26 protein-coding genes are annotated in these 26,814 nt (G+C 63.0%); 11 read left to right on the top strand and 15 right to left on the bottom strand.

Features of this window, described 5'->3' with window-relative positions:
* Nucleotide 1 precedes the first annotated feature (1 nt).
* The 4 genes from cyoE to HS961_RS07245 are packed head-to-tail and all read right to left on the bottom strand — an operon-like array spanning nucleotide 2 to nucleotide 3,572.
* Complete coding sequence (cyoE, locus tag HS961_RS07260) at nucleotides 2–901, bottom strand: heme o synthase (protein ID WP_412101634.1); 900 nt, start codon at nucleotides 899–901, stop codon at nucleotides 2–4.
* Nucleotides 902–934: 33 nt separating this feature from the next.
* Nucleotides 935–2,065 (bottom strand): COX15/CtaA family protein, encoded by a 1,131-nt coding sequence (locus tag HS961_RS07255; RefSeq protein ID WP_182327068.1) that lies wholly within the window; start codon nucleotides 2,063–2,065, stop codon nucleotides 935–937.
* Nucleotides 2,066–2,077: 12 nt separating this feature from the next.
* Nucleotides 2,078–2,818: an SCO family protein gene (locus HS961_RS07250; RefSeq protein WP_182327067.1), complete on the bottom strand. Its 741-nt coding sequence runs from the start codon at nucleotides 2,816–2,818 to the stop codon at nucleotides 2,078–2,080.
* The gene (locus HS961_RS07245; RefSeq protein ID WP_182327066.1) at nucleotides 2,751–3,572 is read right to left on the bottom strand and encodes an SURF1 family protein; all 822 of its coding nucleotides are present in this window, start codon (nucleotides 3,570–3,572) and stop codon (nucleotides 2,751–2,753) included. Before HS961_RS07245 ends, HS961_RS07250 begins: the two co-directional genes overlap by 68 nt.
* Nucleotides 3,573–3,658: 86 nt before the next feature.
* On the opposite strand from HS961_RS07245, the gene HS961_RS07240 reads away from it, so the two are divergent.
* On the top strand, nucleotides 3,659–3,985 hold the full coding sequence (locus HS961_RS07240; RefSeq protein ID WP_238347824.1) for a DUF2909 domain-containing protein: 327 nt from the start codon (nucleotides 3,659–3,661) through the stop codon (nucleotides 3,983–3,985).
* 63 nt (nucleotides 3,986–4,048) lie between these two features.
* On the opposite strand, the gene HS961_RS07235 is transcribed toward HS961_RS07240, so the two are convergent.
* The 7 genes from HS961_RS07235 to HS961_RS07210 form a co-directional block, all read right to left on the bottom strand.
* The gene (locus tag HS961_RS07235) at nucleotides 4,049–4,930 is read right to left on the bottom strand and encodes a cytochrome c oxidase subunit 3 (RefSeq protein WP_182327065.1); all 882 of its coding nucleotides are present in this window, start codon (nucleotides 4,928–4,930) and stop codon (nucleotides 4,049–4,051) included.
* 52 nt (nucleotides 4,931–4,982) lie between these two features.
* On the bottom strand, nucleotides 4,983–5,195 hold the full coding sequence (locus tag HS961_RS07230) for a DUF2970 domain-containing protein (protein WP_182327064.1): 213 nt from the start codon (nucleotides 5,193–5,195) through the stop codon (nucleotides 4,983–4,985).
* Complete coding sequence (locus HS961_RS07225; protein ID WP_182327063.1) at nucleotides 5,195–5,821, bottom strand: cytochrome c oxidase assembly protein; 627 nt, start codon at nucleotides 5,819–5,821, stop codon at nucleotides 5,195–5,197. The genes HS961_RS07230 and HS961_RS07225 overlap by 1 nt, the downstream gene beginning before the upstream one ends.
* 18 nt (nucleotides 5,822–5,839) lie before the next feature.
* On the bottom strand, nucleotides 5,840–5,947 hold the full coding sequence (locus tag HS961_RS23605; protein ID WP_230775372.1) for a cytochrome oxidase small assembly protein: 108 nt from the start codon (nucleotides 5,945–5,947) through the stop codon (nucleotides 5,840–5,842).
* Complete coding sequence (ctaD, locus tag HS961_RS07220; RefSeq protein WP_182327062.1) at nucleotides 5,944–7,590, bottom strand: cytochrome c oxidase subunit I; 1,647 nt, start codon at nucleotides 7,588–7,590, stop codon at nucleotides 5,944–5,946. The genes HS961_RS23605 and ctaD overlap by 4 nt, the downstream gene beginning before the upstream one ends.
* A 39-nt stretch (nucleotides 7,591–7,629) precedes the next feature.
* Nucleotides 7,630–9,264 carry a cytochrome c oxidase subunit II gene (gene coxB / locus HS961_RS07215; RefSeq protein WP_182327061.1) on the bottom strand — a complete coding sequence of 545 codons (1,635 nt, stop codon included), beginning with the start codon at nucleotides 9,262–9,264 and terminating at the stop codon, nucleotides 7,630–7,632.
* 427 nt (nucleotides 9,265–9,691) lie between these two features.
* Nucleotides 9,692–10,594 (bottom strand): biotin synthase, encoded by a 903-nt coding sequence (locus HS961_RS07210; protein WP_182327060.1) that lies wholly within the window; start codon nucleotides 10,592–10,594, stop codon nucleotides 9,692–9,694.
* 62 nt (nucleotides 10,595–10,656) lie between these two features.
* On the opposite strand from HS961_RS07210, the gene HS961_RS07205 reads away from it, so the two are divergent.
* Together HS961_RS07205 and trmL are read left to right on the top strand one after the other, a co-directional pair.
* Nucleotides 10,657–11,412, top strand: coding sequence for a ComF family protein (locus HS961_RS07205; protein ID WP_238347823.1), 756 nt, complete (start codon nucleotides 10,657–10,659; stop codon nucleotides 11,410–11,412).
* Between the two features lie 65 nt (nucleotides 11,413–11,477).
* Nucleotides 11,478–11,963 carry a tRNA (uridine(34)/cytosine(34)/5-carboxymethylaminomethyluridine(34)-2'-O)-methyltransferase TrmL gene (gene trmL, locus HS961_RS07200; RefSeq protein WP_182327059.1) on the top strand — a complete coding sequence of 162 codons (486 nt, stop codon included), beginning with the start codon at nucleotides 11,478–11,480 and terminating at the stop codon, nucleotides 11,961–11,963.
* A 59-nt stretch (nucleotides 11,964–12,022) separates the two neighbouring features.
* Here trmL and HS961_RS07195 read toward each other — a convergent pair whose 3' ends face one another.
* Nucleotides 12,023–12,661 carry a LysE family transporter gene (locus HS961_RS07195; RefSeq protein ID WP_182327058.1) on the bottom strand — a complete coding sequence of 213 codons (639 nt, stop codon included), beginning with the start codon at nucleotides 12,659–12,661 and terminating at the stop codon, nucleotides 12,023–12,025.
* 245 nt (nucleotides 12,662–12,906) lie between these two features.
* Here HS961_RS07195 and kefC point away from each other — a divergent pair, with 245 nt between their 5' ends.
* Together kefC and HS961_RS07185 are read left to right on the top strand one after the other, a co-directional pair.
* On the top strand, nucleotides 12,907–14,781 hold the full coding sequence (gene kefC, locus HS961_RS07190; protein WP_182327057.1) for a glutathione-regulated potassium-efflux system protein KefC: 1,875 nt from the start codon (nucleotides 12,907–12,909) through the stop codon (nucleotides 14,779–14,781).
* A 73-nt stretch (nucleotides 14,782–14,854) separates the two neighbouring features.
* Nucleotides 14,855–15,289, top strand: a complete 435-nt coding sequence (locus tag HS961_RS07185) for a DUF1841 family protein (RefSeq protein ID WP_182327056.1) — start codon at nucleotides 14,855–14,857, stop codon at nucleotides 15,287–15,289.
* Nucleotides 15,290–15,317: 28 nt separating this feature from the next.
* On the opposite strand, the gene HS961_RS07180 is transcribed toward HS961_RS07185, so the two are convergent.
* Nucleotides 15,318–15,998: a c-type cytochrome gene (locus HS961_RS07180; RefSeq protein ID WP_182327055.1), complete on the bottom strand. Its 681-nt coding sequence runs from the start codon at nucleotides 15,996–15,998 to the stop codon at nucleotides 15,318–15,320.
* Nucleotides 15,999–16,101: 103 nt separating this feature from the next.
* On the opposite strand from HS961_RS07180, the gene HS961_RS07175 reads away from it, so the two are divergent.
* Genes HS961_RS07175 through HS961_RS07165 form a run of 3 tightly spaced genes read left to right on the top strand, consistent with a single transcriptional unit; the run spans nucleotide 16,102 to nucleotide 17,808 of the window.
* Nucleotides 16,102–16,956, top strand: a complete 855-nt coding sequence (locus HS961_RS07175; protein ID WP_182327054.1) for an AAA family ATPase — start codon at nucleotides 16,102–16,104, stop codon at nucleotides 16,954–16,956.
* 7 nt (nucleotides 16,957–16,963) lie between these two features.
* Entirely contained in the window at nucleotides 16,964–17,191 is a 228-nt protein-coding gene (locus HS961_RS07170; protein WP_182327053.1) for a hypothetical protein, read from the top strand.
* 23 nt (nucleotides 17,192–17,214) lie between these two features.
* On the top strand, nucleotides 17,215–17,808 hold the full coding sequence (locus HS961_RS07165) for a GNAT family N-acetyltransferase (protein ID WP_182327052.1): 594 nt from the start codon (nucleotides 17,215–17,217) through the stop codon (nucleotides 17,806–17,808).
* A gap of 16 nt (nucleotides 17,809–17,824) precedes the next feature.
* On the opposite strand, the gene HS961_RS07160 is transcribed toward HS961_RS07165, so the two are convergent.
* The gene (locus HS961_RS07160; RefSeq protein WP_182327051.1) at nucleotides 17,825–18,394 is read right to left on the bottom strand and encodes a hypothetical protein; all 570 of its coding nucleotides are present in this window, start codon (nucleotides 18,392–18,394) and stop codon (nucleotides 17,825–17,827) included.
* 73 nt (nucleotides 18,395–18,467) lie between these two features.
* Between HS961_RS07160 and HS961_RS07155 the strand changes: the two genes are divergently transcribed.
* Genes HS961_RS07155 through HS961_RS07145 form a run of 3 tightly spaced genes read left to right on the top strand, consistent with a single transcriptional unit; the run spans nucleotide 18,468 to nucleotide 25,944 of the window.
* On the top strand, nucleotides 18,468–19,655 hold the full coding sequence (locus HS961_RS07155; protein WP_182327050.1) for a vWA domain-containing protein: 1,188 nt from the start codon (nucleotides 18,468–18,470) through the stop codon (nucleotides 19,653–19,655).
* A gap of 2 nt (nucleotides 19,656–19,657) precedes the next feature.
* The gene (locus tag HS961_RS07150) at nucleotides 19,658–21,544 is read left to right on the top strand and encodes an autotransporter assembly complex protein TamA (RefSeq protein ID WP_182327049.1); all 1,887 of its coding nucleotides are present in this window, start codon (nucleotides 19,658–19,660) and stop codon (nucleotides 21,542–21,544) included.
* 2 nt (nucleotides 21,545–21,546) lie between these two features.
* A complete protein-coding gene (locus HS961_RS07145) occupies nucleotides 21,547–25,944 on the top strand; it encodes a translocation/assembly module TamB domain-containing protein (protein WP_182327048.1) in 4,398 nt (1,465 codons plus the stop codon).
* 106 nt (nucleotides 25,945–26,050) lie between these two features.
* On the opposite strand, the gene HS961_RS07140 is transcribed toward HS961_RS07145, so the two are convergent.
* Nucleotides 26,051–26,722 (bottom strand): MOSC domain-containing protein, encoded by a 672-nt coding sequence (locus tag HS961_RS07140; protein ID WP_182327047.1) that lies wholly within the window; start codon nucleotides 26,720–26,722, stop codon nucleotides 26,051–26,053.
* Nucleotides 26,723–26,814 lie beyond the last annotated feature (92 nt).

Genomic DNA, 26,814 nt, shown 5'->3' with positions numbered 1-26,814 from the left:
GTTACCAGGTCACATAGTGGTCTACCAACAAGGCCGCAAACAGCAGGCTGAGGTAGACCAGTGAAAAACGGAAAGTCTTGCGTGCCAGCGCGTCGGAGTAATTGCGCCACAGCGCAAAGGCATAGCCAAAGAACCCGGCACCCAGCACCACGGCAGCCACCAGGTAGATCCAGGAGCTCATCTGGATGATGAAGGGCAGCAGGCCGGCGGCAAACAAGACCACGGTGTAGAGCAAGACCTGCACGCGGGTGTAATAGTTCCCATGGGTGACCGGCAGCATCGGCAGGCCGGACTTGCGGTAGTCTTCGACCCGGTACAGCGCCAGCGCCCAAAAATGCGGGGGCGTCCACAGGAAGATGATCAGGAACAGCAGCAGCGCCTGGGGCGAGACATCACCGGTCATCGCGGCCCAGCCCAGCACCGGCGGCATGGCGCCTGATGCGCCGCCAATCACGATGTTCTGCGGCGTCAGCGGCTTGAGGATCACCGTGTAGATGATGGCGTAGCCGACAAAGGTGGCAAAGGTCAGCCACATGGTGATGGCATTGATCCAGATGATCAGGATCGCCGAGCCGGCGATACACAGCGAGGCAGAGAACAACAGGGTCTGGCGGTTGGACAGCTCGCCCCGCGCGGTGGGGCGCCAGGCGGTGCGCTTCATGCGCGCATCAATGCTTTGCTCCACCAGGCAGTTGAAGGCGGCGGCAGCGCCTGCCACCAGCCAGATGCCCACGCAAGCGACCAGCATGCGCAGCAGCTCCGCGCCAGACGGCACGCCAGGAACGGCCAGCACCATGCCGATCAGCGCGCAAAACACAATCAGCTGCACCACCTTGGGTTTGGTCAATGCATAGAACTGTGCAAAGCGGTTCGGCATTGGCGTTGCGGCAAGTTCGGTCATCGGGGCACTCAGTCTTTGTTCCATACAGGGTATTCAGCTCGCAGCACTGCGGGCAGGTTTGGGGCCCGCAGTACACCAGATCCAGGTCAGCACCACCATAATGGCGGCAGCGCCCCCGGTGTGCAAAACGGCCGCCAGCATCGGCCAGTCCAGCACCACATTCGACAGTCCGGTGGCAAACTGCAGCACCGTCAGGCCGATCAGCCAGCGGCGCTGCTGCCGGAGCAGTGGCACCGAGCGCAAGGTCCATCCCAGCCACAGCAAGGCGGCAATCACCAAATAGGCAAACAGCCGGTGCATGTAGTGGATGGCCACCAGCGCCTCATAGCTGATGTGCGCGCCATCGGCCAGAAAACCCAGCGGGCGCCAGATCTGGAACCCGTCAAAGTTCATTGCCGGCCACCAGGCGCCATTGCACATCGGAAAGCTGGTGCAGGCCAGCACCGCATAGTTGGTACTGACCCAGCCACCCAAGGTCACCTGCGCAAACACCAGCAGCGCGGTGACCATGACCATGCCACGCAACAGGCGCGGCACTGGGACTAACCCTAGATTATCGGCAAATTGCGTGTGGCGCGTTGCCTGCACGGTTAATAGCATCAGCAGCACCGTGCCACCCAGCAGGTGCAGGGTCACGATCGCCGGGAAGAGTTTCATCGTCACCGTCAGCGCGCCAAAGGCCCCCTGGATCAGCACCCAGACCAGGGTGACCGTGGGCCACCAGGGGCTGATCGGCTGCGCGCCTCCGCGTTTGCGCTGCAGCCAGGCGCTGGCGGTCAGCACAATGATCAGGCCGCCCACGGCGGTGGCCAGGTAGCGGTGGATCATCTCCACCCAGGCCTTGCCATGGGTCACCGGGCCGGTCGGCATGGCCTCTTGCGCGGCGGAGATCTCGGCATGCGCGCCAATCGGGCTGGCATTGCCGTAGCAACCGGGCCAATCCGGGCAGCCCAGGCCAGAATCGGTCAAGCGCGTGAACGCGCCAAACATCACCAGGTCAAAGGACAGAAACAAGGTCAGTACCGCCAGCACCTGAAGGCGCTTGAGCGGCGTGGCGCCCCGGTGGCGCCACCAAATCCAGACAATCGGCCCCAGCGCAATGATGGCGCCAGTCAGCAACAAGCGCGCCAGCGGCGCGAAATCATACAAATCCTGCGAAGTCATACTAGCTATCCACTACCGCCCTTCCTGGTCCCAACTCGATGACGCACGCAGCAAGCGCTCCAGATCCTTGCGCGCCTTGGCCGCATCGGAGCGGCTGAGCTGCGCGGGGAAACGCATCATCCAGTGGCCCAGCGGGTCCACCACATACAAATGTTCGCCCAGCTGCTGGCCAGCAGCCGGCTGCAGCCACTTGGCCACCAGCGCCTGGGGCACCCGCAGCACGGTGGCCTGGTCCATAGCAGCGCGCAGCGCCGGGGGTGGCTCGCCGTCATCGGTCACCAGCCAGACCCAGTCCAACCGGTCTTTCTCGCGGCCCAGGCTCTCGCGCAACTGGCGCTGCAGGTAGAGGTTGTTCTGGCAGACCTCGTCGCAGGCGGCGCCCGAGGCGCTCAGCAGCAACCACTGGCCTTTGAGGCTTTGCAGATCAAACGGCTGGCCATCCAGGGTTTGCACCTGCGCGGCCGGTATCGTCGGCTGCTGGCTGACCAGCTCGCCAAAATTGCGCCGCCCCTCAGGCCGGATCACGTAATAGGTGAAGTAGGAGGCGATGACCGGCGCGGCACACACCAGCAGCACCAGCAGCATCTTGAGGCGGCCGCTGCGCGAACGCTCAGCCACCTCCAGCGCCGCCTCGGCCTGCTCGGCAGGCGGCAAGCCATGCACAGTCAGGCCGAGCAGCGCCTCATCAGCGGGCGGCGGTGCCTGCGTGGCGGCGTCGTCGAAGGACACGTCGGACAATTTGGAACCAGACATAGAGGATCGCAATCAGGCTACACAGACCAAACCATTGAAATGCATAACCATAATGCTTTTCCACGCCGCTGCCTACTACGGGCCAGTCGCGCAACAGGCCTTCACTGGCCGGCCCGGTCTGCACTACCGTCAACGCAGCCAAGGCCTGGCCTGTCTCCTGCGCGTAACCATCGGTGTCGAGATTTTGCCGGATTCGGGAAACCCCTGAGCTACCGGCGGACGTCTGCAGCTCAAAAAGCCGCGCCGGCTGGCCCGCAACGCGGCCCTGGATTTGCACCGTTCCCGCAGGCGTTTGTACCTCAGGCAAGGCCAGCCGGTCCTCAAAATTGCGCGGTGCCCAGCCGCGCTGCACCAGCACGGTCTGCGGCTGGCCCAGGGCTGATTCGCCGGCCATGCTCACCAAGCGCAGCGGTGTCAGCACATAAAAACCGGGGCGCGCCTGCATCTGGCGGTTGTCCAGGTAGACGGTGTACTGCGGCAGCCATTCGCCGCGCAGCACCACCTGCCGGTGCTGCAGGCTGATCCTTTCGGCCTCGTCCATGGGTTGCAGCAGGCTGGCGCCGTCCAGCGCCGGCAAGGCGGCACGGGCATCGAGCTGGGCCTGGTAGGCCAGCTTCTGATCGGCGCGGCGCAGCTGCCAAAATCCCAGTGAGGCGGTCAGCAGCATCGAGGCCTCTGCCGCTATGGTGATCAGCAGAAAACGCAGGCGTTCATTGCGTTCGAGGACGGAGGGCGAGGCGGGTACAGCGGACATGGACTGGTTATACCGTGCGCCGATACTCGCAGCCAGCACGACCCGAATCTGCGACCAAAAAGCAAAAGGCATTGGGGTGGCCTCCGATGGTGCCCTGGTGGGTGCTGCCGCACAATGGCAGCAAGCACCGGGCTGCGGCGGTACGCACCGCCAGCCCCGATACCCCGCTGATAAAAATTACCGAGGACAGCACCATGCACCTGCTCATCGCATTCGCCTTTGTGGTGATACTCGCCTGCCTGGCCGCTGCCGGGCTTTTCATGTTGCGCGGCAACCAGTCCGAAGCCGGTGGCAAACGCATGGCCTGGGCACTGACCTTGCGCATAGCGATATCGGTGTTGGTGTTTGCCGGCATCTTGCTGGCCTGGAAGCTGGGCTATCTGCAGCCCCATGGCATTCCGCTGGGCGCCTAAACGCCCTCTTCCAAGGGCCTAGCCCTGGGCCGGCGCACCCACAGCGCGCCAAGGCAGCCTCTCTCACATCCAGTACACGGCGACGTAAAGGCCCAGCCAGACCACATCGACAAAGTGCCAGTACCAGGCGGCGCCCTCAAAGCCAAAATGCTTTTTGGCGGTGAAATGGCCTTTTTGCAGCCGCAGGGTAATGACCAGCAGCATGAGCATTCCGACAAACACATGCAGACCGTGGAAGCCCGTCAGCATGTAGAACGTGGAGCCATAGGCACCCGAGTTGAGCTTGAGGTTCAGGTCGGTGTAGAGGTGGTAGTACTCGTAGCCTTGCACGCAGAGAAAGACAATGCCCAGCACAACGGTCATCCACATAAAGCGGATGCACTTGCGGCGCATATCGGCCTGCAAGGCGTGGTGGGCAATGGTCAACGTCACGCCGGAGGTCAGCAGCAGCGCGGTGTTGATGGTGGGCAGCCAAAAGGGGCCGACGGTCTGGAACGGATCAACGATGCCCGCTGGCGAGCCGGTGGCACCCATTTCCACGCTGGGCCAGACGGCCTTGAAGTCGGGCCAGAGAATGGCATTGTCCAGGCTGCCCAAGGTAGGCAGCGAATGGGACCGGGCCCACCACAGTGCGGTGAAGAAGGCGCCGAAGAACATCACCTCCGAGAAGATGAACCAGCTCATGCTCCAGCGGTAGGACAGATCGATGCGGTGGCTGTACAGCCCCTGCTCGCTTTCGCGGATCGCATCACCAAACCACTGGTAGAGCACAAACAGCCACCAGGCAATGCCGACAAAGAGCAGGTACATGCCCCAGGTGTGACCGTTGACCCAGTTGCCAGCGCCGGCAATCACAAAGCCCAGGCCAATGGCCGCCATCACCGGGTGGCGGGACTCGGCGGGAACATAGTAGTACGGTGTGGTGCCATGGGGTGTCGCACTCATCGCTGCTCCTGATAGTTGTTTAATTCATTCTTGGACTATGCCGATACTGGCATCAAACCAGCCACTTCACCAGGGCCATCAACCCCAGGACAAACAGGAAAATCGCCACCAAGCCCACGGCGATCACCTGCAACGGCGTGACCTGCACGCCATCCTCCTGCCATTCCGAGCCCTTGCGCACACCGAGCATGGACCAGGCCACCGCCTTGACCGTGCGCCAGAGATTGCCTTTGCGCGGCGGATGGGGGCCGGGCGTGCTGGCCATCAGGACGCCCCTGCTGGCGCCGCACTGCCTTGGACCGCAGGCGCCAACACCGCTGTCGATGCGGGCGCTGCGGGGATGCGGCCACCCACCTCAAAAAAGGTATAGGACAAGGTGATCGTCGTCACATCCTTGGACAGCTTGGGGTCGATCACAAAGGCCACCGGCCATTCGCGCTGCTCACCGGGCTCCAGGGTGTACTGGTTGAAGCAAAAGCATTCGAGCTTGTTGAAATACGGCGCCGCCTGCTTGGGCGCATAGCTGGGAATCGCCTGGGCCGACATGCGGTGGTCCTGCTCGTTGCGGAACTCGTACATCACCGTGCTCAGCGCGCCGGGGTGTACCTGCATCGAGCGCACCGCCGGCTTGAAGCTCCAGGGCCCGCGGGCATTGGCGTCAAACTCCACGGTAATGGTGCGGCTCTCGTCGATCTGGCTGTTGAGCTTGACGTTCTTGCCCGCCGTGCCATTGCCTGGAACATCGCGCTCGGTCAGCGCCAGGATGTTGATACCAGTGATCTCGCAGATGCGCTTGTACAGCGGGATCAGCGCATAGCCGAAGGCAAACATGCCGAAGGCGACTACGGCCAGTTTCCCCACCATCTTCACGTTCTCTGCGTGTCTGCTCACCTGCTACTCCCTGTGCTGCTAGAGCACCGTCATTTTTACCAAGAATCCGATGAAGAACGCCACCGCGATCGACGCGAGAATCCATGCCAGTCGCCGGTTGGCCTTGCGCTGCGCCGGTGTGATCATCCAATCACCTTGGTAGCGGTAGCGTCCAGCTTGGGGGGGGTCTCAAAGGTATGGAATGGCGCAGGGGATGGCACTTCCCACTCCAGGCCTTCGGCACCTTCCCAGGGCTTTTGCGGCGCTTTCTCGCCACGGTGGCGCATCGCAGGCCAGACCACAAAGGCGAAGAAATACACCTGCATGAAGCCGAAACCGAAGGCGCCGATCGACGCAATCATGTTGAAGTCGGCGAACTGCATCGGGTAGTCCGCATAGCGGCGTGGCATGCCGGCCAGGCCCAGAAAGTGCATCGGGAAGAAGGTGATATTGAAGAAGATCAGCGAGCCCCAGAAATGGATACGGCCGCGTGCTTCGGAGTACATCACGCCGGTCCACTTGGGAGCCCAGTAGTAGTAGCCGGCAAACATCGAGAACAGCGAACCGGCCACCAGCACATAGTGGAAGTGGGCCACCACGTAATAGGTGTCCTGCAGCTGGATATCAATCGGCGCCATCGACAGGATCAGGCCGGTAAAGCCGCCCATCGTGAACACAAAGATAAAGCCCACAGAGAACAGCATCGGCGTCTCGAAGGTCATCGATCCGCGCCACATCGTCGCCACCCAGTTGAAGATCTTCACCGCGGTCGGCACCGAGATCAGCATGGTTGCGTACATGAAGAACAGCTGGCCCGTCACCGGCATGCCGGTGGTGAACATATGGTGCGCCCAGACGATAAAGGACAGGATCGCAATCGCCGCCACCGCATAGACCATCGAGGCATAGCCAAACAGGCGCTTGCGGCTGAAGGCCGGCACGATCTGGCTGATGATGCCAAAGGCCGGCAAGATCATGATGTAGACCTCCGGGTGGCCAAAGAACCAGAAGATATGCTGGTACATCACCGGATCACCGCCGCCAGCGGGGTTGAAGAAGCTGGTGCCAAAGTGGCGGTCGGTCAGGGTCATCGTGATCGCACCAGCCAGCACCGGCATCACGGCGATCAGCAGGTAGGCGGTGATCAGCCAGGTCCATGCGAACATCGGCATCTTCATCAAGGTCATGCCGGGCGCGCGCATGTTGAGAATGGTGACGATGATGTTGATCGAGCCCATGATGGACGAGGCGCCCATGATGTGCATCGCAAAAATGCTGGTGTCCATCGACGGACCCATTTGCAGGGTCAGTGGCGCGTACAAGGTCCAGCCCGCAGCGGGCGCGCCGCCCGGCATGAAGAACGAGCCCACCAGCATCAGGCCGGCCGGGATCATCAGCCAGAAGCTGAAGTTGTTCATGCGGGCAAAGGCCATGTCGCTGGCGCCAATCTGCAGCGGCAGCATCCAGTTCGCAAAGCCGACAAAGGCCGGCATGATCGCGCCGAACACCATGATCAGCCCGTGCATCGTCGTCAGCTGGTTGAACAGCTCGGGGTTGACCAGTTGCAGCCCCGGCTGGAACAGCTCGGCACGGATCAGCAGCGCCAGCACGCCGCCCACCATCAGCATGGTGAACGAGAACAGCAGGTAGAGCGTGCCAATGTCTTTGTGGTTGGTCGCAAACACCCAGCGCCGCCAGCCGCTGGGCGCGCCATGGTGGTGGTCATCATGGGTATGGTCGGCGTGGCCGTGGTCGCTATGGCTGGGGTCTGTGGGGAGAACAGCGCTCATAAATCTTGACTCCGATGGCTCTTCTGGGGCTTGCAGCGCTTAAGGGGCAGCAAGAATATCAACACGGCGCGCTTGGCTGTCAGCGCCCTCGCCGGCGGTAATGGCCTGGGGTTTGCGCATTTCAATGCGCGCCTCTGCCACGCCTTGCGCCACCAGCAGCTTGGCCACCGCCTGGGCGCGCTCCTTGGCCAACACCGCATTCTGATCGGCATTGCCGGTGCCATCAACATAACCGGACAACGCCACCTTGCCGCTCTGGCCAGCCAAGGTCGTTGCCGCTTTCCTCACCGCGTCCTGGGCCTGGCTGTCGAGCTCGCTCTTGCCGCTGGCAAACAGGATTTGGGAGACTGGCGCTTCTGCTGGTGCTGCAGCAGCGGCTGGCGCAGCAGCGGCTGGCGCAGTTGCCGGGGCATCGGTGGCAGCGGGTGCAGCGGTTGGTGCCGCTTCAGCAGCGCCTGCGGCTGCCGGTGTGGCCGCTGGGGCCGCTGTGCCACCGCCTTCCGGGAATTTACCGGTGCGCGCCGCCACAAACTGCGCCGGCTGCACCATCGTGCCCGTCTTGTTGCCCCAGTGGTTCTTGGTAAAGGTGACGACCGCTGCCAGGTCGGTATCGCTCAGTTGCTTCCAGGATGGCATGGCACCATTGGCACGGCCTTCCAGCACCGTGTGCATCATGTCGGCGGTGGGGCCCAGCACCACAGGGCTGCCATCCAGCGCCTTGATGGGGCCGGCACCCTTGCCGTTTGCTTGGTGGCAGGCGGCGCAGTTGGCGGCATAGACCTTTTCACCCCGGGCCACCAGCGCTGCCAGCTCCCAGACCTTGTTGGGGTCATCGGCCTGGGCGGCGAGCAGCTTCTTTTGCTCTGCCACCCATGCGGTGTAATCAGCGGCCGACAGCACCTTCACATGGATGGGCATGTAGGCATGCTCTTTGCCGCAGAGCTCGGCGCACTGGCCGTAAAAGTCGCCGGTCTTCTCGGCGCGGAACCAGGTGTCGCGCACAAAGCCGGGAATCGCATCCTGCTTGATACCAAAGGCCGGCACCATGAACGAGTGGATCACATCTGCAGCAGTGGTGATAATGCGCACCTTTTTATCCACCGGCACGACCAGCGGTTTATCGACGCGCAGCAAATAATCGTTAGGGGCGTTGGAGACATCGCCGCTGTTGGACATGGCACGCTGGCCGCTGTCCAGGGTGGAGATAAAGCCCAGGCCCTCACCTTCGCCGGTCAGGTAGTCGTAGCCCCATTTCCACTGGTAACCAGTGACCTTGATCGTCAAATCCGCATTGGTGGTGTCTTTTTGCGCGACCAGCACCTTGGTGGCGGGCAAGGCCATCAAGATCACGATGATGAAGGGCAGCACCGTCCAGGTGACTTCGACCGTGACCGATTCATGGAAGGTGGCGGGGACGGCGCCCTTGGATTTGCGGTGCTTCCAGATGGAATAGAACATCACCGCGAACACGCCGACAAAGATGATGGTGCAGATCCAGAGCATCATCCAGTGCAGGGTGTGCTGCTCCTGGGCAATGCGGGTGACGGGCGGTGCCAGGTTCATCTGCCCGACCGCCGGGCCGCCCGGAAGGCTCTGCACCGCATGCGCTGCAGTTGCGAAGCCGGATGCGACCACCAGCAGCCAAGAAGCCAGCTTATGAGAATCACTTTTCATAGTTGTCACTTACTTCTCATCTTCTCATCGTTATAGGGGCAGGCTGGGATAGCTGGGGGAAACCATCCAACCGCGTGGTGCAGACACCGCCGGGTGCATCTCCGCTTGCACCCATGCCACTTTGTCATTACAGCGAGCATGGCCGCAACCGCGCAAGATTGCAACCCATGCAATCCCGGGATCATAGGAGATTCACAACAGCGGCTGTCCAATACTAGACAGTGCCTGAATGTGTTAATGCCCGCGGAGAAAATCCTGTGGATGCGTTGTATATCAGCGCCAGCAGCCGGGGCCCTCTGGCACTAAACGCCGTTAACACGACCCAGCAAACTGGAGGTTTGCGGTTGAGACGAGGCACGAGGCCGCAGGCAGTACAAAAAGTACGACAAGGCCGAGCAACGACGTATCAAGGGTTGTGTTGGCGGCGCTAGCCCATGCGTCCCTGGCGCAGCATCTGCTGCATGTCTTGCACGCTGATGCTGCTCTCACCCTGCACTTTCATGCGGGGCGTGGGTTTGAAGGCATGGCCGTAGATGATCTCGAAAGAGACCACCAAGCGGCCCTTTTGCTCCGCATCGGCCAGCTTGGCGGTCAGCAAGGCATCGAGCTGGTCGCGCCATTGGCGGCCGCGCAGGCCGCCAAAGCGGGTTGGGTGGAGATTGCGCCCCAGCTCGCGCAGCTCGGCGCGCAACTGGGCGGCGCCCGAGTAAGACAGGCTAATGCGCTCCATGTCCATCACCGGCTCGGCAAAGCCGGCCTGCACCAGCATGTCGCCCCAGTCGTGCATGTCGGTGAACTCATGGCTGGCAGCGGGCCAGCCCTGGCTCGCATAGGCCGCGCGCAGCTCTTTGAGGGTGTCGGGCCCAAAGCAGGAGAACATCACAAAACCATTGACCGCCAGGCTCTGGTGCCAGGTCTGCAACAGCTGCTGCGGGTTGGGATGCTGGTGCAAGGCCATATTGGCCCAGAGCATCTGCACACTTCCGGGCGCAGGCAGGCCCCAGTGCAGCTTGGCCTGGCGCCAGCGGCTCAGCGCCCACCAGGGCTTGTCCAGCTGGCTGCGCAGCAGCGCGGCATGGGCGGGGCGGCTTTCCACGATATGGATGTCGGCAGCCGGATAGCGCTCTGCCACCTGCTGGTGCGCCTCCAGCCCGCCGTACACGGGCTCCCAGCTGCACCAGGCCTCGGGCTTTTGCACAATCCATTGCAGTCGGTCCTGCATGCGCCGGCCCACCTCTTCGTGCAGCCAGGGGCTGTGCGCAGGCGCGCGCCGCTGCCAGGCATGGGCGGCGTTAGGGTCGATCGACGGAGGTGCGGTAAATTCAGCCATGGGGGAACACCTGCGCTTTGGCGCGCAGATTATTGATTGGTATTAAAGCAAGGACAGCAGCGATGCCCGACACACACCGGCCCAGCCTGTGGCAGCGTGCTGCCCAGCTGCTGAACCATGTGCCCAGCCAGTGCCTGGTCTGCCGCAGCTGGCCGAGTGACTGGATCTGTGCGGCCTGCGCCCAGGTGTGCTGGCAGCCGGATCTGCGTCGCTGCAGCCGCTGCGCGCTGCCTTTGCCAGCCAGCAGCCAGGTCTGCGCGGGATGCCTGCGCGATAGCCCGCTGTTACAGCGCTGCCATGCCGCCGTGGACTATAGCCCGCCTTGGGATGGCATGGTGCTGCGGCTCAAATTTCACCAGCAGTTGGCATGGGCAAACCGCATGGCCCAGCTGCTGCTGCAGACCCCCGGTGTGCTGGAGAGCTTGCAACAAGCCAGCGTCATCTTGCCGGTGCCGCTGTCTGCCGGCCGCCTGCGTGAGCGCGGCTACAACCAGGCCCTACTGCTGGCCAAGGCCTTGTGTCGGCAGGCGCCCAGCGGGCTGGTGCTGGCCAAGGTACAGCCTGGCTACCTGCAGCGGCTGGTAGATACGCCCGCCCAAGCGGGCCTCGACCGCGCGGCCCGGCTGCGCAACCTGCGCCATGCCTTTGCGCTGCGCCCGGGGCTGCAGGCGCAGGATCTGGGTGCCTGCCCGCTGCTGATTGATGACGTGATGACCACCGGCGCCACCTTGGGCGCCGTGGCGCAGCTGCTGCAGGCGCAGGGCACGCCCGCCGTGCAGGCGCTGGTGTTTGCCAGAACGCCGGCGCCCGGCCAATAGCGCAGCGGCCCACCGATGTTTGGCAGGGCCGCTACACTGGCGCCCTTGTTTTTTGCGCATTTGCCATGTTCAACGTCGTCCTGGTCGAACCCGAAATCCCCCCCAACACCGGCAATGTGATCCGCCTGTGTGCCAATACTGGCAGCCGCTTGCATTTGATCGAGCCGCTGGGCTTTTCGATGGAAGACCGCCTGATGCGCCGCGCCGGCCTGGACTACCACGAGTACGCCGCCACCCAGCGCCATGCCAACTGGGACGCCTTTATCGAGCGCATGCAGCCTGCCGCTGACCGCATGTTTGCAATGACCACCCATGGCAGCAGCCCCGCCTTTGATCTGCGCTTTCAGCCCGGCGACTGGCTGGTGTTTGGCTGCGAGACCCGGGGTTTGCCGCTGGCCGTGCGCGACAGCTTTCCTACCAGCCAGCGCGTGCGCCTGCCCATGGTGGCCGGCCAGCGCAGCCTCAACCTGTCCAATGCGGTGGCGGTGACGGTGTTCGAGGCCTGGCGCCAGAATGGCTTTGCGATGCCGGACGGTACGCCGGCACAGTAAGCCAGTACGCAAGCAAGCACCAACCAACTCCCGCTACCCCAGCGGGTGCGGTCTCAGGCTCAAGCCGCGCTTTGCGTGCGCTTGACGAAGAACAGGCCCATGCCCACCAGCATCAGCAGGCCGCCAAACACCTTGTTCTGGATACGCATGGCGCGGCTGTCGCGCAGCAGGCGGCGCAACACACTGGCGCTGCCGGCATAGCCGTGCATGACGATGGTGTCCACTGCCAAGGTGGTCGCAGCCAGAATCAGCAGCTGCAGCCACAGCGGGCGATCCGGTGTCATGAACTGGGGCAGCACCGCCACCATGAAGATGATGCCCTTGGGGTTGGTGGCATTGGTCAAAAAGCCGCTCAGCGCGCGCTTTTGCCAGCTGCCGCTGGCGGGCTGCTCAGCCTGGGCGTCCATGATGCCGCCCTTGGCGCGCCACTGCGCAAAGCCGATGTAGATCAGGTAGCAGGCGCCGACGATCTTGACCACATTGAAGGCGGTCTCAGAAGCGATCAGCAGCGAACCCACGCCGGCACCCGCAATCAGCAAGATCAACAGCAGGCCCAGTTGCAGGCCAAGGATGGTGGCGCTGGTCTTGCGCACGCCATACGACAGCCCGTGGCTCATTGACAACACCGCTCCCGATCCGGGGGACACGGCAATGATGCAAGCCGCTACGAGATACGCCATCCAAGTATGCAAATCCATGGTTCATCCTGGGGCAGCGGATCAGTCCGCTGCAAGCCTGCCCGGAAATGGGCAAAGCGAGGATTATCGCGCCGACCCGCCAGCCCCAAGCGCGCCGCAGCCAGTGCCACACAAGTATTTTTTGATAGCTAGCCGGGCAATACCCACAAGCGCCAACCGCAAAACATTGCAAGAAAATACCGTGACAGGGCAAATAAAAGTAATCTGTGCTCCGCAACTACAAACATCCATAACAAATCGCAAGCATGGAACACGCTCCCGCCTGGCTCACCTATACCTTTCTCTACCTGGCAGCGGCCGTCATCGCGGTGCCGATATCGCGCGCGCTGGGGCTGGGCACCATCATTGGCTACCTGGTGGCCGGCATCTTCATTGGCCCGAGCGGCCTGCAGCTGGTGAGCAATGTGCAGGACATCCTGCATTTTTCCGAATTTGGCGTGGTGCTGATGCTGTTCCTCATCGGCCTGGAGCTGCAGCCCAGCCGGCTGTGGAGCATGCGCCGGCCGATTTTCGGCGTGGGCACCGCCCAGGTCGTGCTGTGTACCGCCGGCCTGTTTGCAGCCGGCCTGGCCTTTGGTTATGACTGGCATCTGGCGCTGATTGCGGCGCTGGGCCTGGCGCTGTCGTCCACCGCCATCGCGCTGCAAAGCATTGCCGAGCGCAATTTGATGTCCACCACCAGTGGCAAGACCAGCTTTGCGATCCTGCTGTTCCAGGACGTGGCAGCCATTCCCATCCTGGCGCTGATTCCGCTGCTGGCCGTGGGCCACCAAGCGGCACAGAACGACGGCAATATCCTGCTGGAGATCGGCAAGACCCTGGCCATCATCGTGGCCGTCATCCTGGTGGGCCGCTACCTGTTGCGCCCAGTGCTGCGCTGGATTGCCCAGAGCGAATCGCGTGAAATATCCACCGCAACCGCCTTGCTGCTGGTCGTGGGCATTGCGTTTTTGATGCTGCAGATTGGCCTGTCGATGGCGCTGGGCGCCTTCCTCGCCGGTGTGCTGCTGGCTGACAGCGAGTTCCGCGCCGAGCTGGAGACCGATATCGAACCCTTCAAGGGCCTGCTGCTCGGCCTGTTCTTTATCGCGGTCGGCATGAGCATCGACTTCTCCGTCATCCTGCAGTCGCCGCTGACCATGTTGGTGCTGGTGACGCTCTTCCTGCTGATCAAGTGCGTGGTCATCTATGGCCTGGCCAAGCTGCTGCGCATGCCGGTGCAAGAGCGCCCGCTGTTCACCCTGCTGCTGGCCCAGGGGGGGGAGTTTGCCTTTGTGGTGTTCAGCGCCGCCCAGGCGCAGCGCATCTTGACGCCCCAGCAGTCGTCCCTGCTGATTGGCTCGGTCGCCATCTCGATGGTGGCCACGCCGCTCATCGTGGCTGCGATGGACCGCTGGCTGATGCCGCGCTTTGCCAACCTGGCCAAGGGAGGCGATACGCCGCCCGAGCTGAGCGAGCAGCAGGAAGCCACCGTGCTGATCGCCGGCTTTGGCCGCTATGGCCAGATCGTCACCCGCGTGCTGCTGAGCCAGGGCATCAAGGCCGTCATCCTGGACCACAGCGTAGAGATGCTGCAGGTGGCCCAGAACTTTGGCTACCGGGTGTTCTATGGCGACGCCACGCGCCAGGACCTGCTGCGCATCGCCGGCGCGGAGAAAGCCGAGGTGATGGTCATCGCGGTAGATGACGAACTGCAGACCAACCAGATCGTGCGCCTGGTGCAGCAGCATTTTCCGCACCTCAAGATCGTCGCCCGGGCCAAGGATGTGGCGCACTGGTACGCGCTGCGCGACATGGGCGTGCACCATGTCGACCGCGAGGTGTTTGACTCCAGCCTGCAAACGGCCGAGAAGGCTTTGGAACTGATGGGCTACAGCGAAGAAGATGCGCAGTATGTGGTGACCGTGTTCCGCGCGCACAACATTGAGCTGTCCGACAAGATGTACGAGCACCACCACGACCGCGAAACCATGCTGGCCGTTGCCAAGCAGGGCCGCGAGCAGCTGGTCGAGCAGATGGCCCGCGAGCGCCAGGAACGCCAGGACCAGGTGCAGGACGCCAAGGACGCCCCGAGCAGCCCTTACCCGCCACCGCCAGAAGACCCGCACAGCCAGATTTGAGCCCTGGGTGAAGCGGTTGTCGCTTAACCACAGCCCAGCGTAGCCGCCCTCTGCGTGCTACGCTTTACGCCCTATGTTCAACCCCTCCCAAGCCGATGTCCGGCGATTTTTTTGCGCCGTCTATGCCAAGCAGCAGGCAGGCTTGCCGATGGAAGCCATCGAGACCCTGGCTGCGCTGTGGATCGATGAGCACCCGGAATACCGCGCAGATTTGAGCGATGTCGATGCGGCCATTGCCCGCAACTACGACCTGACGCCAGACAAGACCAACCCGTTTTTGCATCTGTCGATGCACCTGTCGATCAGCGAACAGTGCAGCATTGACCAACCGCGCGGCATTCGCCAGGCAGTGGAGCTGCTGGCCAAGCGCCTGGGCTCCTTGCACGACGCGCACCATGTGACGATGGAATGCCTGGGGACGATGCTGTGGGAGAGCCAGCGCTCAGGCCGCCCGCCTGACGGCAATGCCTATGTGGCCGCCGTGCAGCGCCAGGCCACCAAGGACTGATTCCCTAACGGCCGGCCAGACTCAGCGTTCAGTTGGCCGCCTGCTTGCTGCGAAAGCGCGACTCCGGCACCACCTGCAGCGGGCCATCCAGGCTGCCGATGTAGTTGGCCAGCGCCTTCATCTCGGCATGGGTCAGCTGCTTGGCCATGCCCACCATGATCGGGTGGTTGCGGCCGATGCGGGTATTTTTCTCGACGGTGTAGGACTTGAGTGCCGCGTAGAGGTAGTCAGGGTGCTGACCGCCCAGCTTGGCGTACGACGGATCGAGCGGCTTGGAGAAGTTGTCGCCATGGCAGCTGACGCAAGTGCCTTTTTTCAGCAGCTCTGCCACCTCGGCGCTGGGCACCTTGGAAGGCGTATCGGCCAGCTTGGTCTCGCCCACTGTGTGCTGTGCGTAGTAGGCGGCCAGGTCGGCAATGTCCTGCTCGCTCAGTGAATCGGCAATCGCGCGCATGGTGGGGTGTTTGCGGTCGCCCTTCTTGTAGGCATGCAGGGCCGCATCGATGTATTTCTCGCTCTGGCCGGAAATCTTGGGCACCTGGTAGACCTCGGGGAAGCTGGCCTTGTAGCCCACAATGCCGTGGCAGCCAATGCACATCGCTACCTTGCCCTCAGCCGCCTTGGCATTGCCCTTGATCTCCTGCGCGCAGACTGCGCCCGTCGCTGACGCGACAAGCAAGGCAAATATCGTGGTCCATCTTTTATTCATTGTGCGCACAATCGTGTGGTTCAGGCCGCCGCTTTGCTGCGGAGATCTGGGTTTATAGTCAACGCTGTACTGGCCCCGTCATCACGATTCTGCATCCACTTCCATGAAATTCCAAGGCACACAGAACTACGTCGCGACCAATGACCTCATGCTGGCGGTCAATGCGGCAATTACCCTTCAAAGACCGCTTCTCGTCAAGGGGGAACCAGGGACAGGGAAAACCATGCTGGCGGAGGAGGTTGCACAGGCGCTAGGCATGCCGCTGCTGCAGTGGCATATCAAGTCCACCACCAAGGCACAGCAGGGTTTGTATGAGTACGATGCGGTCAGTCGTTTGCGGGACAGCCAGCTCGCCGACCCCGAGAGCGCGGGCCGCGTCAAGGACATCAACAACTACATCATCAAGGGCGTGCTGTGGCAGGCCTTCACGGCCGACCAGCCGGTGGCCTTGCTGATCGACGAGATCGACAAGGCGGATATCGAATTCCCCAATGACCTCTTGCGCGAAATCGATCGCATGGAGTTCTACTGCTACGAGACGCGCCAGATGATCCGCGCCAAGCACCGGCCGCTGGTCTTCATCACCTCCAACAACGAAAAAGAGCTGCCCGACGCCTTTCTGCGTCGCTGCTTTTTCCACTACATCCAGTTCCCCAATGCGGAGACGATGCAGCAGATCGTTGCGGTGCATTTCCCCACGCTCAAGCAAGAGCTATTGTCAGCAGCCATGCGGGTGTTTTTCGACATCCGCAACCTGCCGGGCCTGAAGAAGAAGCCATCCACCAGCGAGCTGATCGATTGGCTCAAACTGCTGGTGGCCGAAGACATTCCGCCCGAAGTGCTGCAGACCGCTGACCAGAAAATCGCCATTCCGCCACTGGTGGGCGCGTTGTTGAAAAACGAACAGGATGTGAGCCTGTTTGAAAAGCTGGTCTTCATGAACCAGCGCAACCGCTAAAACAGCCATGGCTACTCCACAGCAATTGCTGATCGAAGGGCTGACGGATGCCGTCGGCTTTGTCGCAGGTGCCGTGCTGGGCTGGGGCCTGGGCTCCCTGCTCGGCTGGGAGTTGTTCTCCGAGGGCTATGGCGCAGGCAGCATTGCTGCGATTGTGCTGGTGGGCCTAGGCGGTGGCGCCGGCCTGCAACTGGCCCGGCGTTGGCGCAGCCGCAGGGCCGACAAAAGCTCCTAAAACCAACAACAGGGAAGAGGCATATGGCCTTTGTAGAACCGATTGAACTGCGCGCCCGTGGCGTGCTGCTGACCCCGCTGACCTTGGCGCATGAGGCGGGCCTGCGCGCCGCCGCACAAGATGGCGAGCTGTGGAACATACGCGTCACCTCGGTGCCTGAGCCGGACAACACCCGTACCTATATCGAGCAGGCGCTAGCGATGCGCGAGGCCGGCAGCCGCATGCCGTTTGCCGTGGTCGATGAGGCCAGCGGCCAGCTGCTGGGCACCAGCAGCTACCACGACATCGTGCCTGCGCTGAAGCGGGTGGAGATTGGCTACACCTGGTATGCCCAGAGCGTGCAGCGCAGCCATGTCAACACCACCTGCAAGCTACTGTTGCTGACCCATGCGTTTGAGACCCTGGGCGCCGCCGTGGTGGGCTGGCGCACCGACAACTACAACTTTGCCAGCCAGCGCGCCATTGAGCGCCTGGGTGCCAAGAAGGATGGCGTCATCCGCCACCATGCGCCGCGCCGTGATGGCACCGTGCGCGATACCGTGCTCTACAGCATGCTGGCCGGCGAATGGCCTGAGGCCAAGGCGCAGCTGCTGTACCTGCTGAACCGGCCGCGCTGACTTACCAGCACTTGATTCAAGCCGCCTGCAGGTTCAGCACGCCCAGGTACTGCTCCGGCAGAATCTGCCGCAGATGGGTTTTGACATTGTCGGCATAGCCGGTGTTGGTCATCTGCTCCAGGAAGGTGACCATGTCGACCAGGCCCAGCAGCAGCTCGGTCTCGTCGCCCGCCTGCTGCACCCGCACCGCCAGCGCCATCGCATCGGCGCTGCGTTGCATCTGCAAAATACCCACCGCATACATCTTGCAGCCCGCTAGCGACCGCTTGCTGCCCTGGCTAGCACGTGTCTGCTCCACATACACCGGAGCAGCTGGCGCCACCTGCACGGGCGCAGGGGCGGCCACGGGAGGGGGTGTAGGCGGCGGCGGAGGTGGTGGTGGCGGCGCCGCAGGCTTCTGCACGGCCAGATAGCCGCCGCTGATCAGTGCATCCAGCACGCTGCCGGCGCTGTCCCCAACCCAACGCCCGATCTCTTGACGCGAGCGGTTGCCATCGCACAAGATCAGAATCTGGCGCTCTTGTACCGACAGGCTGCCGCGGTCACGCAACGCCTGGCGTGCCTTGTCCGTTTTGATCATCACCATGACAGCTTGCCTTTTGAGTACCCGTTAGACTGCAGAGGCTAGCGCCCAACTGTTACGGATTGTTTACAAAACCATGTTGATAGACTTTTTCTACACCTTGCGCGCGGCCAAGTTGCCGGTGTCGGTCAAGGAGCTGCTGACCCTGCTCGAAGCGCTGGACAAGGGGCTGGCGGGCCCCCGCTCCGAGGACGCCTGGAGCCTGGACGACTTTTACTTTCTGGCCCGCATCTGTCTGGTCAAAGACGAGAAGCTGTTCGATAAGTTCGACCAGGCCTTTGGTGCCTACTTCAAGGGCATGGAGATGCTCACCGACTGGAAGAAGGAGTTGCCCGAGGACTGGCTCAAGCAGGTGCTGCAAAAAGAACTGAGCGCTGAAGAAAAAGCCGCCATCGAGGCGATGGGCTGGGACGAGCTGATGGAGACGCTCAAAAAACGCCTGGAAGAGCAAAAAGGCCGGCACGAAGGCGGCAGCAAATGGATTGGCACCAACGGTACCAGCCCCTTTGGCCATGGCGGCTACAACCCGGCCGGCGTGCGCATTGGCGGCCCCGGCAAAAGCCGCAGCGCCGTCAAAGTGTGGGAGCAGCGGGCCTACCGCGATTACGACGACACCCAGGAGCTGGGCACCCGCAATATCAAGGTGGCGCTGCGCCGCCTGCGCCGTTTTGCACGGGAGGGCAATGAGCTGGAGCTGGACCTGCCCGACACCATCCGCGCCACCGCCGCCAATGCCGGCTACCTCGACATCAAGATGGTGCCCGAGCGCCATAACCATGTGAAGGTGCTACTGCTGATGGATGTGGGTGGCACCATGGACGACCATATCCAGCGGGTCGAGGAACTGTTCAGCGCGGTCAAAACCGAGTTCAAGCACCTGGAGTTTTACTATTTTCACAATTGCGTCTACGACTACATGTGGAAGAACAACAAACGCCGTTACGCTGAGAAATTCCCGACCTGGGACATCATCCGAAAGTACAACAAGGATTACAAATTGATCTTTGTGGGCGATGCCACAATGAGTCCATACGAAGTCCTACAAGCCGGAGGCTCTGTTGAGTACAACAATGAGGAGCCTGGGGCCGAGTGGCTTAAACGATTGACCCACGCCTTTCCAAAGCACGCCTGGATCAATCCGGAACCCCAGGGCGTATGGCAATACCGCCAGAGCATCAGCCTGATTCAACAACTAGTAGGTGATCGCATGTTTCCCCTGTCGCTCAAAGGGCTGGAGGACACCATGCGCTTGCTGTCAAAGTGACCATGCGCCAACGTCTGACGACGCCGGTCCTGCCGGCGTTTTTTATTCTTACTGCTGCCCTGCTCGCAGGCTGCAGCAGCACCCCCAAGGCCGACGACGCGGAGGATTCCGCGACGCATGCCAGCAGCGAGCCCGCGTTTGACATCACCGTGAAGGCGCCCAAGAAGGTACGCGAGTATCTGGAGCAGCATGTGGAGCTCAAGCGCTACCGCAACTTCCCCGGTCTGCAGATGAGCGAGATGACGCGCCTGCTGGGCAGTGCCGACGAAGATGTGCGCGAGCTGTTGGGCACCCTGGGCTACTTCAGCCCCGACATCAAGATCGATGCCTACGACACCGGCACCGCCCCGGCGGACAGCGACATTTCTGCCGAAAACAGCCAGATCCGCCCCCAGCTGGTGATCGAGGTCGAACCCGGTCCGCAGACCAAGGTGGCCGAAGTGGCCCTGGACTACAGCGGCGAGGTGACCGAAGAAAAGAACTTTGCCACCCGGCGCGCCCGCTTTGAGCGCAACTGGGATCTGCAACCCGGCGAGGGCTTTACCCAAAAAGGCTGGGATGGCGCCAAGTCCGAGGGCCTGCGCAGCCTGCAGCGCAACCGCTACCCTACCGCCAGGATCAGCAACAGCAAGGCCGACATCGACGGCGATACCAACCAGGCCAAACTCGCGGTCGGCTACGAAAGCGGCCCCCTCTACAAATTTGGCACCTTGCGCATTGAGGGCACCGAGCGCTATGACGCCGAAGGCATTGCCCGGATCGCGCGCCTGCCCAGCGGCCAGAACTACAGTGAAGCCGACATGCTGGACGCGCAGAGCCGGCTGGCCGCCAGCGGCTACTACGACTCGGTGTTCCTGACCCTCGATACCGACACCGCCAACCCCAAGGAGGCGCCGGTGATCGCCCAGGTGCGCGAAGCCAAGCTGCAAAAGGTGGTGTTTGGTGTCGGTATGTCCACCGACACCGGCCCGCGCCTGAGCCTGGACCACACCCACAACAAAATGCCCTGGCTGGGCTGGCGGGCAGTGAGCAAGTTCTCTTTCGAGCGCGACAAGAAACTGCTGTCCACCGAGTGGACCGATCTGCCCAAGGAAAGCGGCTGGGCCTACTTCGGCGCCGGCGAAGTCAAGCGTGAGCTGAACGGGGACTTTACGGTCAACTCCATGCAGCTGCGTGGGGGCCACAAGAAGAGCACCGACCATATCGACCGCAGTGCCTTCCTGCAGTACGACTTCTCGTCGGTGCAAGGCCAGGAAAAGATCCCGTCGAGTAGCGCCTTGAGCGTTAACTACGGCTGGACGGGCCGCTACTTCAACAACAACACAGACCCGACGCGCGGCTACGGCATTGCTGCCGAGCTGGGCGCGGGTTACACCATCACGCCGGACCGCGAACCCTTTGTGCGCAGTCTGCTGCGCTGGCAAGGCTTTGTGCCGGCGGGCAAGGTCACGGCGCCCAATGGCGGCTCGCGCAACGCCCGCATTGCGCTGCGGGCCGAGGGCGGCGCCATCATGGCCAAGGATTCGGCCGTGATCCCGGCCACCCAGCTGTTCATCACTGGCGGCGACACCACCGTGCGCGGCTATGGCTACAAGAAGATCGGCACCCGCGTGGCGGACGACCAGGTCTATGGCGGCCGCTACATGTATGTCGGCAGTGTCGAGTACCAGCGCCCCTTGGTGCGCAATGGCGAGATCAGCGCCTGGGAATCGGCCGTGTTTGCCGATGTGGGCTCGGTCGCAGACAAGGCCGGTGATCTGTCGCCCTACTGGGGCATTGGCACGGGCCTGCGCTGGCGCAGCCCCGTGGGCGCGCTGCAGGCCGATGTGGCCTATGGCCTGAAAGACGAACGCTTCCGCTTGCACGTGCGCTTGGGATACAGCTTTTAAACATGGCAGATACAAACGCTATTGCACCCCCAGCCAGCGCGGCGCAGCCCCCGGCTTCCTCGCCCTCTGGCCCCCAGTCCCCCAAAAAGCGCAGTGGTCTGCGGCGCGCCGCACGCTACCTGCTGTGGCTAGTTATCGCCCTTGTTGTGCTGCTGGTCGCCCTGATTGGTGGCGCCTGGTGGTGGACTGGTCAAAACGATTCGCTCGCCCGCACTATCACCTTGGCCCAACGCTTTTTGCCGGCGGACATGCAGCTGCAAGCGCAAGACGTGAGCGGCAGCCTGCGCGGCGGCGGCAGCATCGGCCAGCTGCAGTGGAGCAACCCCGCTATCAGCGTGCAGGTGGAGCAAGCCACCATCGGCTGGAGCCTGGACAAGATTTTGGACCGCGAGCTGCGCCTAGCGCCCATCCATATCGTCAAAGTCACCATCACGCCGTCCGGCATTGAGCAGCCCAAGGAGCCGACCAAGCCTCTGGAACAGCTGCCGCTGCCTTTGAAGCTGCTGGAGGTGCCCTTCGCCGTCGATGAAATCATCTGGGCTGCACCACAGCCCATTACCGTCACTAATCTCAAAGGCCACTATCTGTATGCCGCTGACAAGCACCAGCTGCAGATCGACCAGGTCGAGGCCTTTAACGCCCGCTTGCAGGCCAAGGCCAACGTCGATGCGCTGGCACCCATGCACATCGATGCCGACCTGAAAGCCCAGCTCGACCAGCCCGCGACCGAGACCCTGCCCGCCATTCTGGCCGATGCCGGTGTGCAGGTCAGCGGCAGCTTGTCGGGCCTGGATGCCGCCTTGCGCGTGCAGGCCCAGGTCAAGCCGCAGTTTGAAGCGGCAGCGCCCAAGCCCGCCTTGGCCGAGGCACCAGCCCCCACTGCCGCCCGCAAAAAGACCACCCCAAAAACGCCATCGGCCCAAGAGAAAGCCGCCAAGGCACAAGCCGCCCGCTCGGCCCAGGCGCTGGCCGGTGCCACCCCGATGCAGGCCAATGTGGAGGCCACCGTCTACCCCTGGCGCCCCTGGCCGCTGGGCCCCGCGCAGGCGCAACTGCAAAGCGTCAACCTGGCTGCTTTTTTGCCCAGCTTGCCTACCACCTTGCTCAATGGCGAGTTGGCCGTCAGCGAAGCTGCTCCCGACCTGATGCGCAGCACCCATGCCGCCCATCCTGCGCCCGCGCTGCTGGATACGCCGGTGGACCCGATGGCTACCAGCGCTGCAGCCACAACAGCTTCCGATACTCCAGCTCCCCCCCCTGCAGAGCCCCCAGCCCTGCTGCCCGTGCCGCTGGATATCCAGATCCAGCTCAGCAATGCCCTGCCCGGCCCGCTGAACCACCAGCATCTGCCCGTCAGTGCCATCCAGACCCATGCGCTGTTTGACGGCCAGCGGGTGGATGTGCTGGAAGGCAGCGAGGTGCAACTGGGCAGCGGCCGCCTGAGCGCCCAAGGCCACTACCGTTTGGCGGACCACCATGCCGGCATCCAGGCGGCGCTGCGCGCCATCAACCCGGCCTTGGTCGACACCCGCATCGACAGCGCGCCGCTGTCCGGCACTTTGTCGGCCGAGTCGCAAAACGAGGCGTTGGTGTTCGACGCCAATATCACCTCTGACCGCCGCACCCCCGCCAAGGCGAGCGCGGCCAGTACCACCTTGCCGATCGACCGCGTCATCGCCAAGGGCCAGTGGAAAGCCCCTGAGCTGCAGCTACAAACCGCGCAAATCGATGCGCTGGGAGCCCACATCAGCGCCAAGCAGGTCAGCGCCAATATCGACCAGCGCAGTGGCGCGGGCGAGCTGTCTATCCAAGCGCCCGGCGCCAATATCGACGCCAAAGCCCAGGCCGCACCGCTGCGCGGACAGGGCAACCTGGCACTGCGCCTGAGCAGTGCCGAACAACTGCTGCAGTGGCTGCGCAAGGTGCCCGGCATGGCGCAAACCTTGCCCGAGGGCCTGCTGGCCCAGGGTAGCCTGGATGCCAAGCTACGCTTTAGCGGCGGCTACGGCGATGCGCTGCGCCAGCTGCAGCAAGCCGGCTTGCTGGCCAAGTTGCCGGAAGGCATACCTTCCGGTGGCCAGCCCTTTGCGCTGGATGCCAAAATCACCACGCCCCAACTGAGCGTGCGCACCCGCGCCGATGCTGCCGACCTGTGGCAGTTGCGCGATACCGAGCTGGCGCTGGTCGGCAACCTTAAAAAAGTGCAGCTCGATCTGCGAGCCCAAGCCCAGCATGGCGAGCAGCAGATGGCGGCCCAGCTGAGCCTGGCCGCCAACAGCACGGCCGCCAAGCAGTGGAGCGGTGCGCTGAGCAAGTTGCAAGCCCGCGCCACGCTGCCGCCCAACAAGGAGCCTTGGCAGGTGCAGCTGCAGCAGCCACTCGATTTCAAACTGCAGCTGCCGGCAGGCAACCAGCCACTGCGCGCCAGCACCGGCAGCAGCCAGCTGCAACTGACCGGCCCGCAACCAGGCACCGTCACTTTGCAATGGAACCCGCTGCAGTTCAGCCAGGGTGCAGACAAGGCCGTGCAGTTGCAAAGCACCGGCAGCCTGCAAGGCCTGCCTGTGCGCTGGATTCGCGCTTTCCAAAAGCCCGACCCCAGCCAAGCGCAAAAGCACAGCCCCTTTGACTCCGACCTGGTGGTGCAAGGCCGCTGGGACGTGAACACGCAAAACGGGCTCAATGCCAAGCTGGAGATCGAGCGCGCCAGCGGCGATCTGCAACTGCACACCCAGGGCAGCGCGCCCAAGAACGTGACCTTCCACTCCAGCGGCAAAGAAGGCGCTGTAGCCAAAGCCTTCTCGGCCGAGGGCCAGACCATCACCGCCCGCATCCGCACTGCCAAGGTGGAGCTGACCGTGCAAGACCGCCAGGTGCGCAGCCGCGTGCAGTGGGATTCGGTCAACGCCGGCCAGCTAACGGCCGAAGTGCAAACAGCGCTGCAGTACGAAGGCAAGGACTACCTGGGCGCCACCGTGGCACCCGATGCGCCACTGACGGGCAAAGTACAGGCACAAATGCCCGATCTGGGTATTTGGGCCAGCTTTGCGCCACCGGGCTGGCGCGTGGCCGGCAGCCTGGCCGCCGATGTGCAGCTGGCGGGCAACCTGCAAGACCCGCGCTGGAGCGGCACCATCACCGCCGACAAGATGCACATCCAATCGCAACTGGATGGCGTGGACCTGCGCAATGGCAGCCTGCGCGCACAGCTCAATGGCAATACCTTGGAGCTGCAAAGCCTGCACTTTGATGGCGGCGAGGGCAGCCGTGCCCGTATCGCCGGCTACAGCGGCAACCTGACGGCCGCGCCCACCAGCGGCGGCACGTTGGATGCCACCGGCACCATCAACTGGACCATGCCGCAAAACGGTGCGGCACCTGATATCCGCATGGACATCCGCACCCAGGCCAAGGCACTGCAGGTGCTGGTGCGTGCCGACCGCCAGGTCAGCATCTCCGGCCAGGTGCGCAGCCAGTTGCAGCAAGGCCAGATCAGCATCACCGGTGATCTGCAGGTGGACCGCGCCAGCATCATGCTGGCCGATGCCTCATCGCCCAAGCTGGGCAGCGATGTGGTGGTCAGCACCAAGGCCAGCCGCGCAGCTGCCGCAGAGAAGGCCAAGGAAGAGGCAGCCAAGGCCGCGCAGGCCAAGCTCGATGCCCCTGCGGGTCAGGTGACACCGGCCAAGCCGCTGATCCTGAACGTGAAGCTGGACCTGGGCCGAGACTTTGCACTGCAAGGCTATGGCATCACCACCCGGCTGACTGGCGCACTCAATGTGCAAAGCAGCGGCGGCGCCGGCATGGGCATGCCACGCATCACTGGTGTCATCAGCACCGAAGAAGGCCGCTACCGCGCCTGGGGCCAGGTGCTGAATGTCGAGACCGGCCTGATCCGCTTCAACGGCCCCTACAACAACCCCTCGCTCGATATTCTGGCACTGCGCCCCAACATCGCCGTCAAGGCCGGTGTGCAGGTGACTGGCTCGGCACAGGCGCCACGGGTCAGCCTCTACTCCAACCCCGAGATGCCCGATGCAGAAAAGATCTCCTGGGTGGTCATGGGCCGTGATCCTGGCCAGGGCGGCGCCAGCAGCGCGCTGATACAGCAGGCTGCACTGGCGTTGCTGAGCGGTGGCTCCGGCGAAAGCGTGACCGGCAATATCGCCAAGAGCCTGGGCTTTGACGAGATCGGCATTGGCGGCACCGACCGCGATTCCGCCAGCCTGTCCGTCGGCAAGCGCCTGTCGCAAGACCTGTACGTCACGTATGAAGCTGGCCTGGCCGGCACCCTGGGCGCGCTGTACATCTTCTACGACTTCACCCGCAATCTCCAGTTGCGTGGCTCGGCCGGTACGACCAGCGCTCTGGATCTGATCTACACCTTGCGCTATGACTGATTGAGCCACTGCTAATCACGTGCAGCATCCAAAGACATGCCCCCGCAGTTGTAAGACGGCGGGGGCATGTTTATTCAAAGCTCCGCAGAGTCGAGAGCTGCAAAGCTCAATCCATGCCCATGCCAAAGAATCCCTCCCCAGACCACGGCACCACGCCCGAGGCACTGCGTTGACTCCTCACTCTTGCGGCAACGCTCTCTGGCAACTGGGACAGCACCTTGGGGAAGGCCCGGCAGTAGGCGGTTTGAACACCGGCCATTTCGGCCAGCTGTCGGTAGCTGATCCAGGTGCCCTCTGGGACAGCACAGGCCACCTGGATAACGCGGTCCTGCCAGCGGTCGCTGAACACCGGCGCCATGGCAGGGTACAAGGCGATCTCTGCACCGCTGCGGATGGTTCCGCCTCTTAAAACACGGGCAAGCATCCCTCGATCCCGCCCGATGTTGGCAACGATTCCCGGCGCCCTGCGCTCCAGCAGACGACAAGGTTCGCAGAGGAACATGATCCCGATGACGACATCGCTGCCAATCCGCAGCAAGTCACCCGAAGCCAGCCCGCTGGTCGAGAAGTCCACCCGCAAATTCTCTCGAAGTGCGCCTGCCGCCAAACCCCAGCGCCGGTAGGCATCGTCTCCAGCAATCAACAGCTGCCTGGGGGACAAGCGCGACGCATGCCGATCCCCCGCGAGCCCATAGCCGCTGAGGGCCTGGACCTCGGTGACTGATTCAGGCTCTGGCTCGTTGCTCCCTCGGACGTAAAGCGATTGGAGAGAACCCATGGGTTGCCAGCTGTCTTTGGGTTCAGCGAATGCGAGGGTTGGAATAGGAGGGGCTGGGAACATGCTGTGGAATTGGGGCATGCAAACTGCTG

This window comes from Comamonas piscis (assembly GCF_014109725.1).
Lineage (GTDB): Bacteria > Pseudomonadota > Gammaproteobacteria > Burkholderiales > Burkholderiaceae_C > Comamonas > Comamonas piscis.
This window is presented reverse-complemented; position numbering and strand designations above follow the sequence as displayed.

What these genes read in the sequence shown, in the direction of transcription:
- cyoE (WP_412101634.1), bottom strand. Translation starts at nt 901, where the DNA reads ATGACCGAACTTGCCGCAACGCCAATGCCGAACCGCTTTGCACAGTTC.
- HS961_RS07255 (WP_182327068.1), bottom strand. Translation starts at nt 2,065, where the DNA reads ATGACTTCGCAGGATTTGTATGATTTCGCGCCGCTGGCGCGCTTGTTG.
- HS961_RS07250 (WP_182327067.1), bottom strand. Translation starts at nt 2,818, where the DNA reads ATGTCTGGTTCCAAATTGTCCGACGTGTCCTTCGACGACGCCGCCACG.
- HS961_RS07245 (WP_182327066.1), bottom strand. Translation starts at nt 3,572, where the DNA reads ATGTCCGCTGTACCCGCCTCGCCCTCCGTCCTCGAACGCAATGAACGC.
- HS961_RS07240 (WP_238347824.1), top strand. Translation starts at nt 3,659, where the DNA reads ATGGTGCCCTGGTGGGTGCTGCCGCACAATGGCAGCAAGCACCGGGCT.
- HS961_RS07235 (WP_182327065.1), bottom strand. Translation starts at nt 4,930, where the DNA reads ATGAGTGCGACACCCCATGGCACCACACCGTACTACTATGTTCCCGCC.
- HS961_RS07230 (WP_182327064.1), bottom strand. Translation starts at nt 5,195, where the DNA reads ATGGCCAGCACGCCCGGCCCCCATCCGCCGCGCAAAGGCAATCTCTGG.
- HS961_RS23605 (WP_230775372.1), bottom strand. Translation starts at nt 5,947, where the DNA reads ATGATCACACCGGCGCAGCGCAAGGCCAACCGGCGACTGGCATGGATT.
- ctaD (WP_182327062.1), bottom strand. Translation starts at nt 7,590, where the DNA reads ATGAGCGCTGTTCTCCCCACAGACCCCAGCCATAGCGACCACGGCCAC.
- coxB (WP_182327061.1), bottom strand. Translation starts at nt 9,264, where the DNA reads ATGAAAAGTGATTCTCATAAGCTGGCTTCTTGGCTGCTGGTGGTCGCA.
- HS961_RS07210 (WP_182327060.1), bottom strand. Translation starts at nt 10,594, where the DNA reads ATGGCTGAATTTACCGCACCTCCGTCGATCGACCCTAACGCCGCCCAT.
- HS961_RS07205 (WP_238347823.1), top strand. Translation starts at nt 10,657, where the DNA reads ATGCCCGACACACACCGGCCCAGCCTGTGGCAGCGTGCTGCCCAGCTG.
- trmL (WP_182327059.1), top strand. Translation starts at nt 11,478, where the DNA reads ATGTTCAACGTCGTCCTGGTCGAACCCGAAATCCCCCCCAACACCGGC.
- HS961_RS07195 (WP_182327058.1), bottom strand. Translation starts at nt 12,661, where the DNA reads ATGGATTTGCATACTTGGATGGCGTATCTCGTAGCGGCTTGCATCATT.
- kefC (WP_182327057.1), top strand. Translation starts at nt 12,907, where the DNA reads ATGGAACACGCTCCCGCCTGGCTCACCTATACCTTTCTCTACCTGGCA.
- HS961_RS07185 (WP_182327056.1), top strand. Translation starts at nt 14,855, where the DNA reads ATGTTCAACCCCTCCCAAGCCGATGTCCGGCGATTTTTTTGCGCCGTC.
- HS961_RS07180 (WP_182327055.1), bottom strand. Translation starts at nt 15,998, where the DNA reads ATGAATAAAAGATGGACCACGATATTTGCCTTGCTTGTCGCGTCAGCG.
- HS961_RS07175 (WP_182327054.1), top strand. Translation starts at nt 16,102, where the DNA reads ATGAAATTCCAAGGCACACAGAACTACGTCGCGACCAATGACCTCATG.
- HS961_RS07170 (WP_182327053.1), top strand. Translation starts at nt 16,964, where the DNA reads ATGGCTACTCCACAGCAATTGCTGATCGAAGGGCTGACGGATGCCGTC.
- HS961_RS07165 (WP_182327052.1), top strand. Translation starts at nt 17,215, where the DNA reads ATGGCCTTTGTAGAACCGATTGAACTGCGCGCCCGTGGCGTGCTGCTG.
- HS961_RS07160 (WP_182327051.1), bottom strand. Translation starts at nt 18,394, where the DNA reads ATGGTGATGATCAAAACGGACAAGGCACGCCAGGCGTTGCGTGACCGC.
- HS961_RS07155 (WP_182327050.1), top strand. Translation starts at nt 18,468, where the DNA reads ATGTTGATAGACTTTTTCTACACCTTGCGCGCGGCCAAGTTGCCGGTG.
- HS961_RS07150 (WP_182327049.1), top strand. Translation starts at nt 19,658, where the DNA reads ATGCGCCAACGTCTGACGACGCCGGTCCTGCCGGCGTTTTTTATTCTT.
- HS961_RS07145 (WP_182327048.1), top strand. Translation starts at nt 21,547, where the DNA reads ATGGCAGATACAAACGCTATTGCACCCCCAGCCAGCGCGGCGCAGCCC.
- HS961_RS07140 (WP_182327047.1), bottom strand. Translation starts at nt 26,722, where the DNA reads ATGGGTTCTCTCCAATCGCTTTACGTCCGAGGGAGCAACGAGCCAGAG.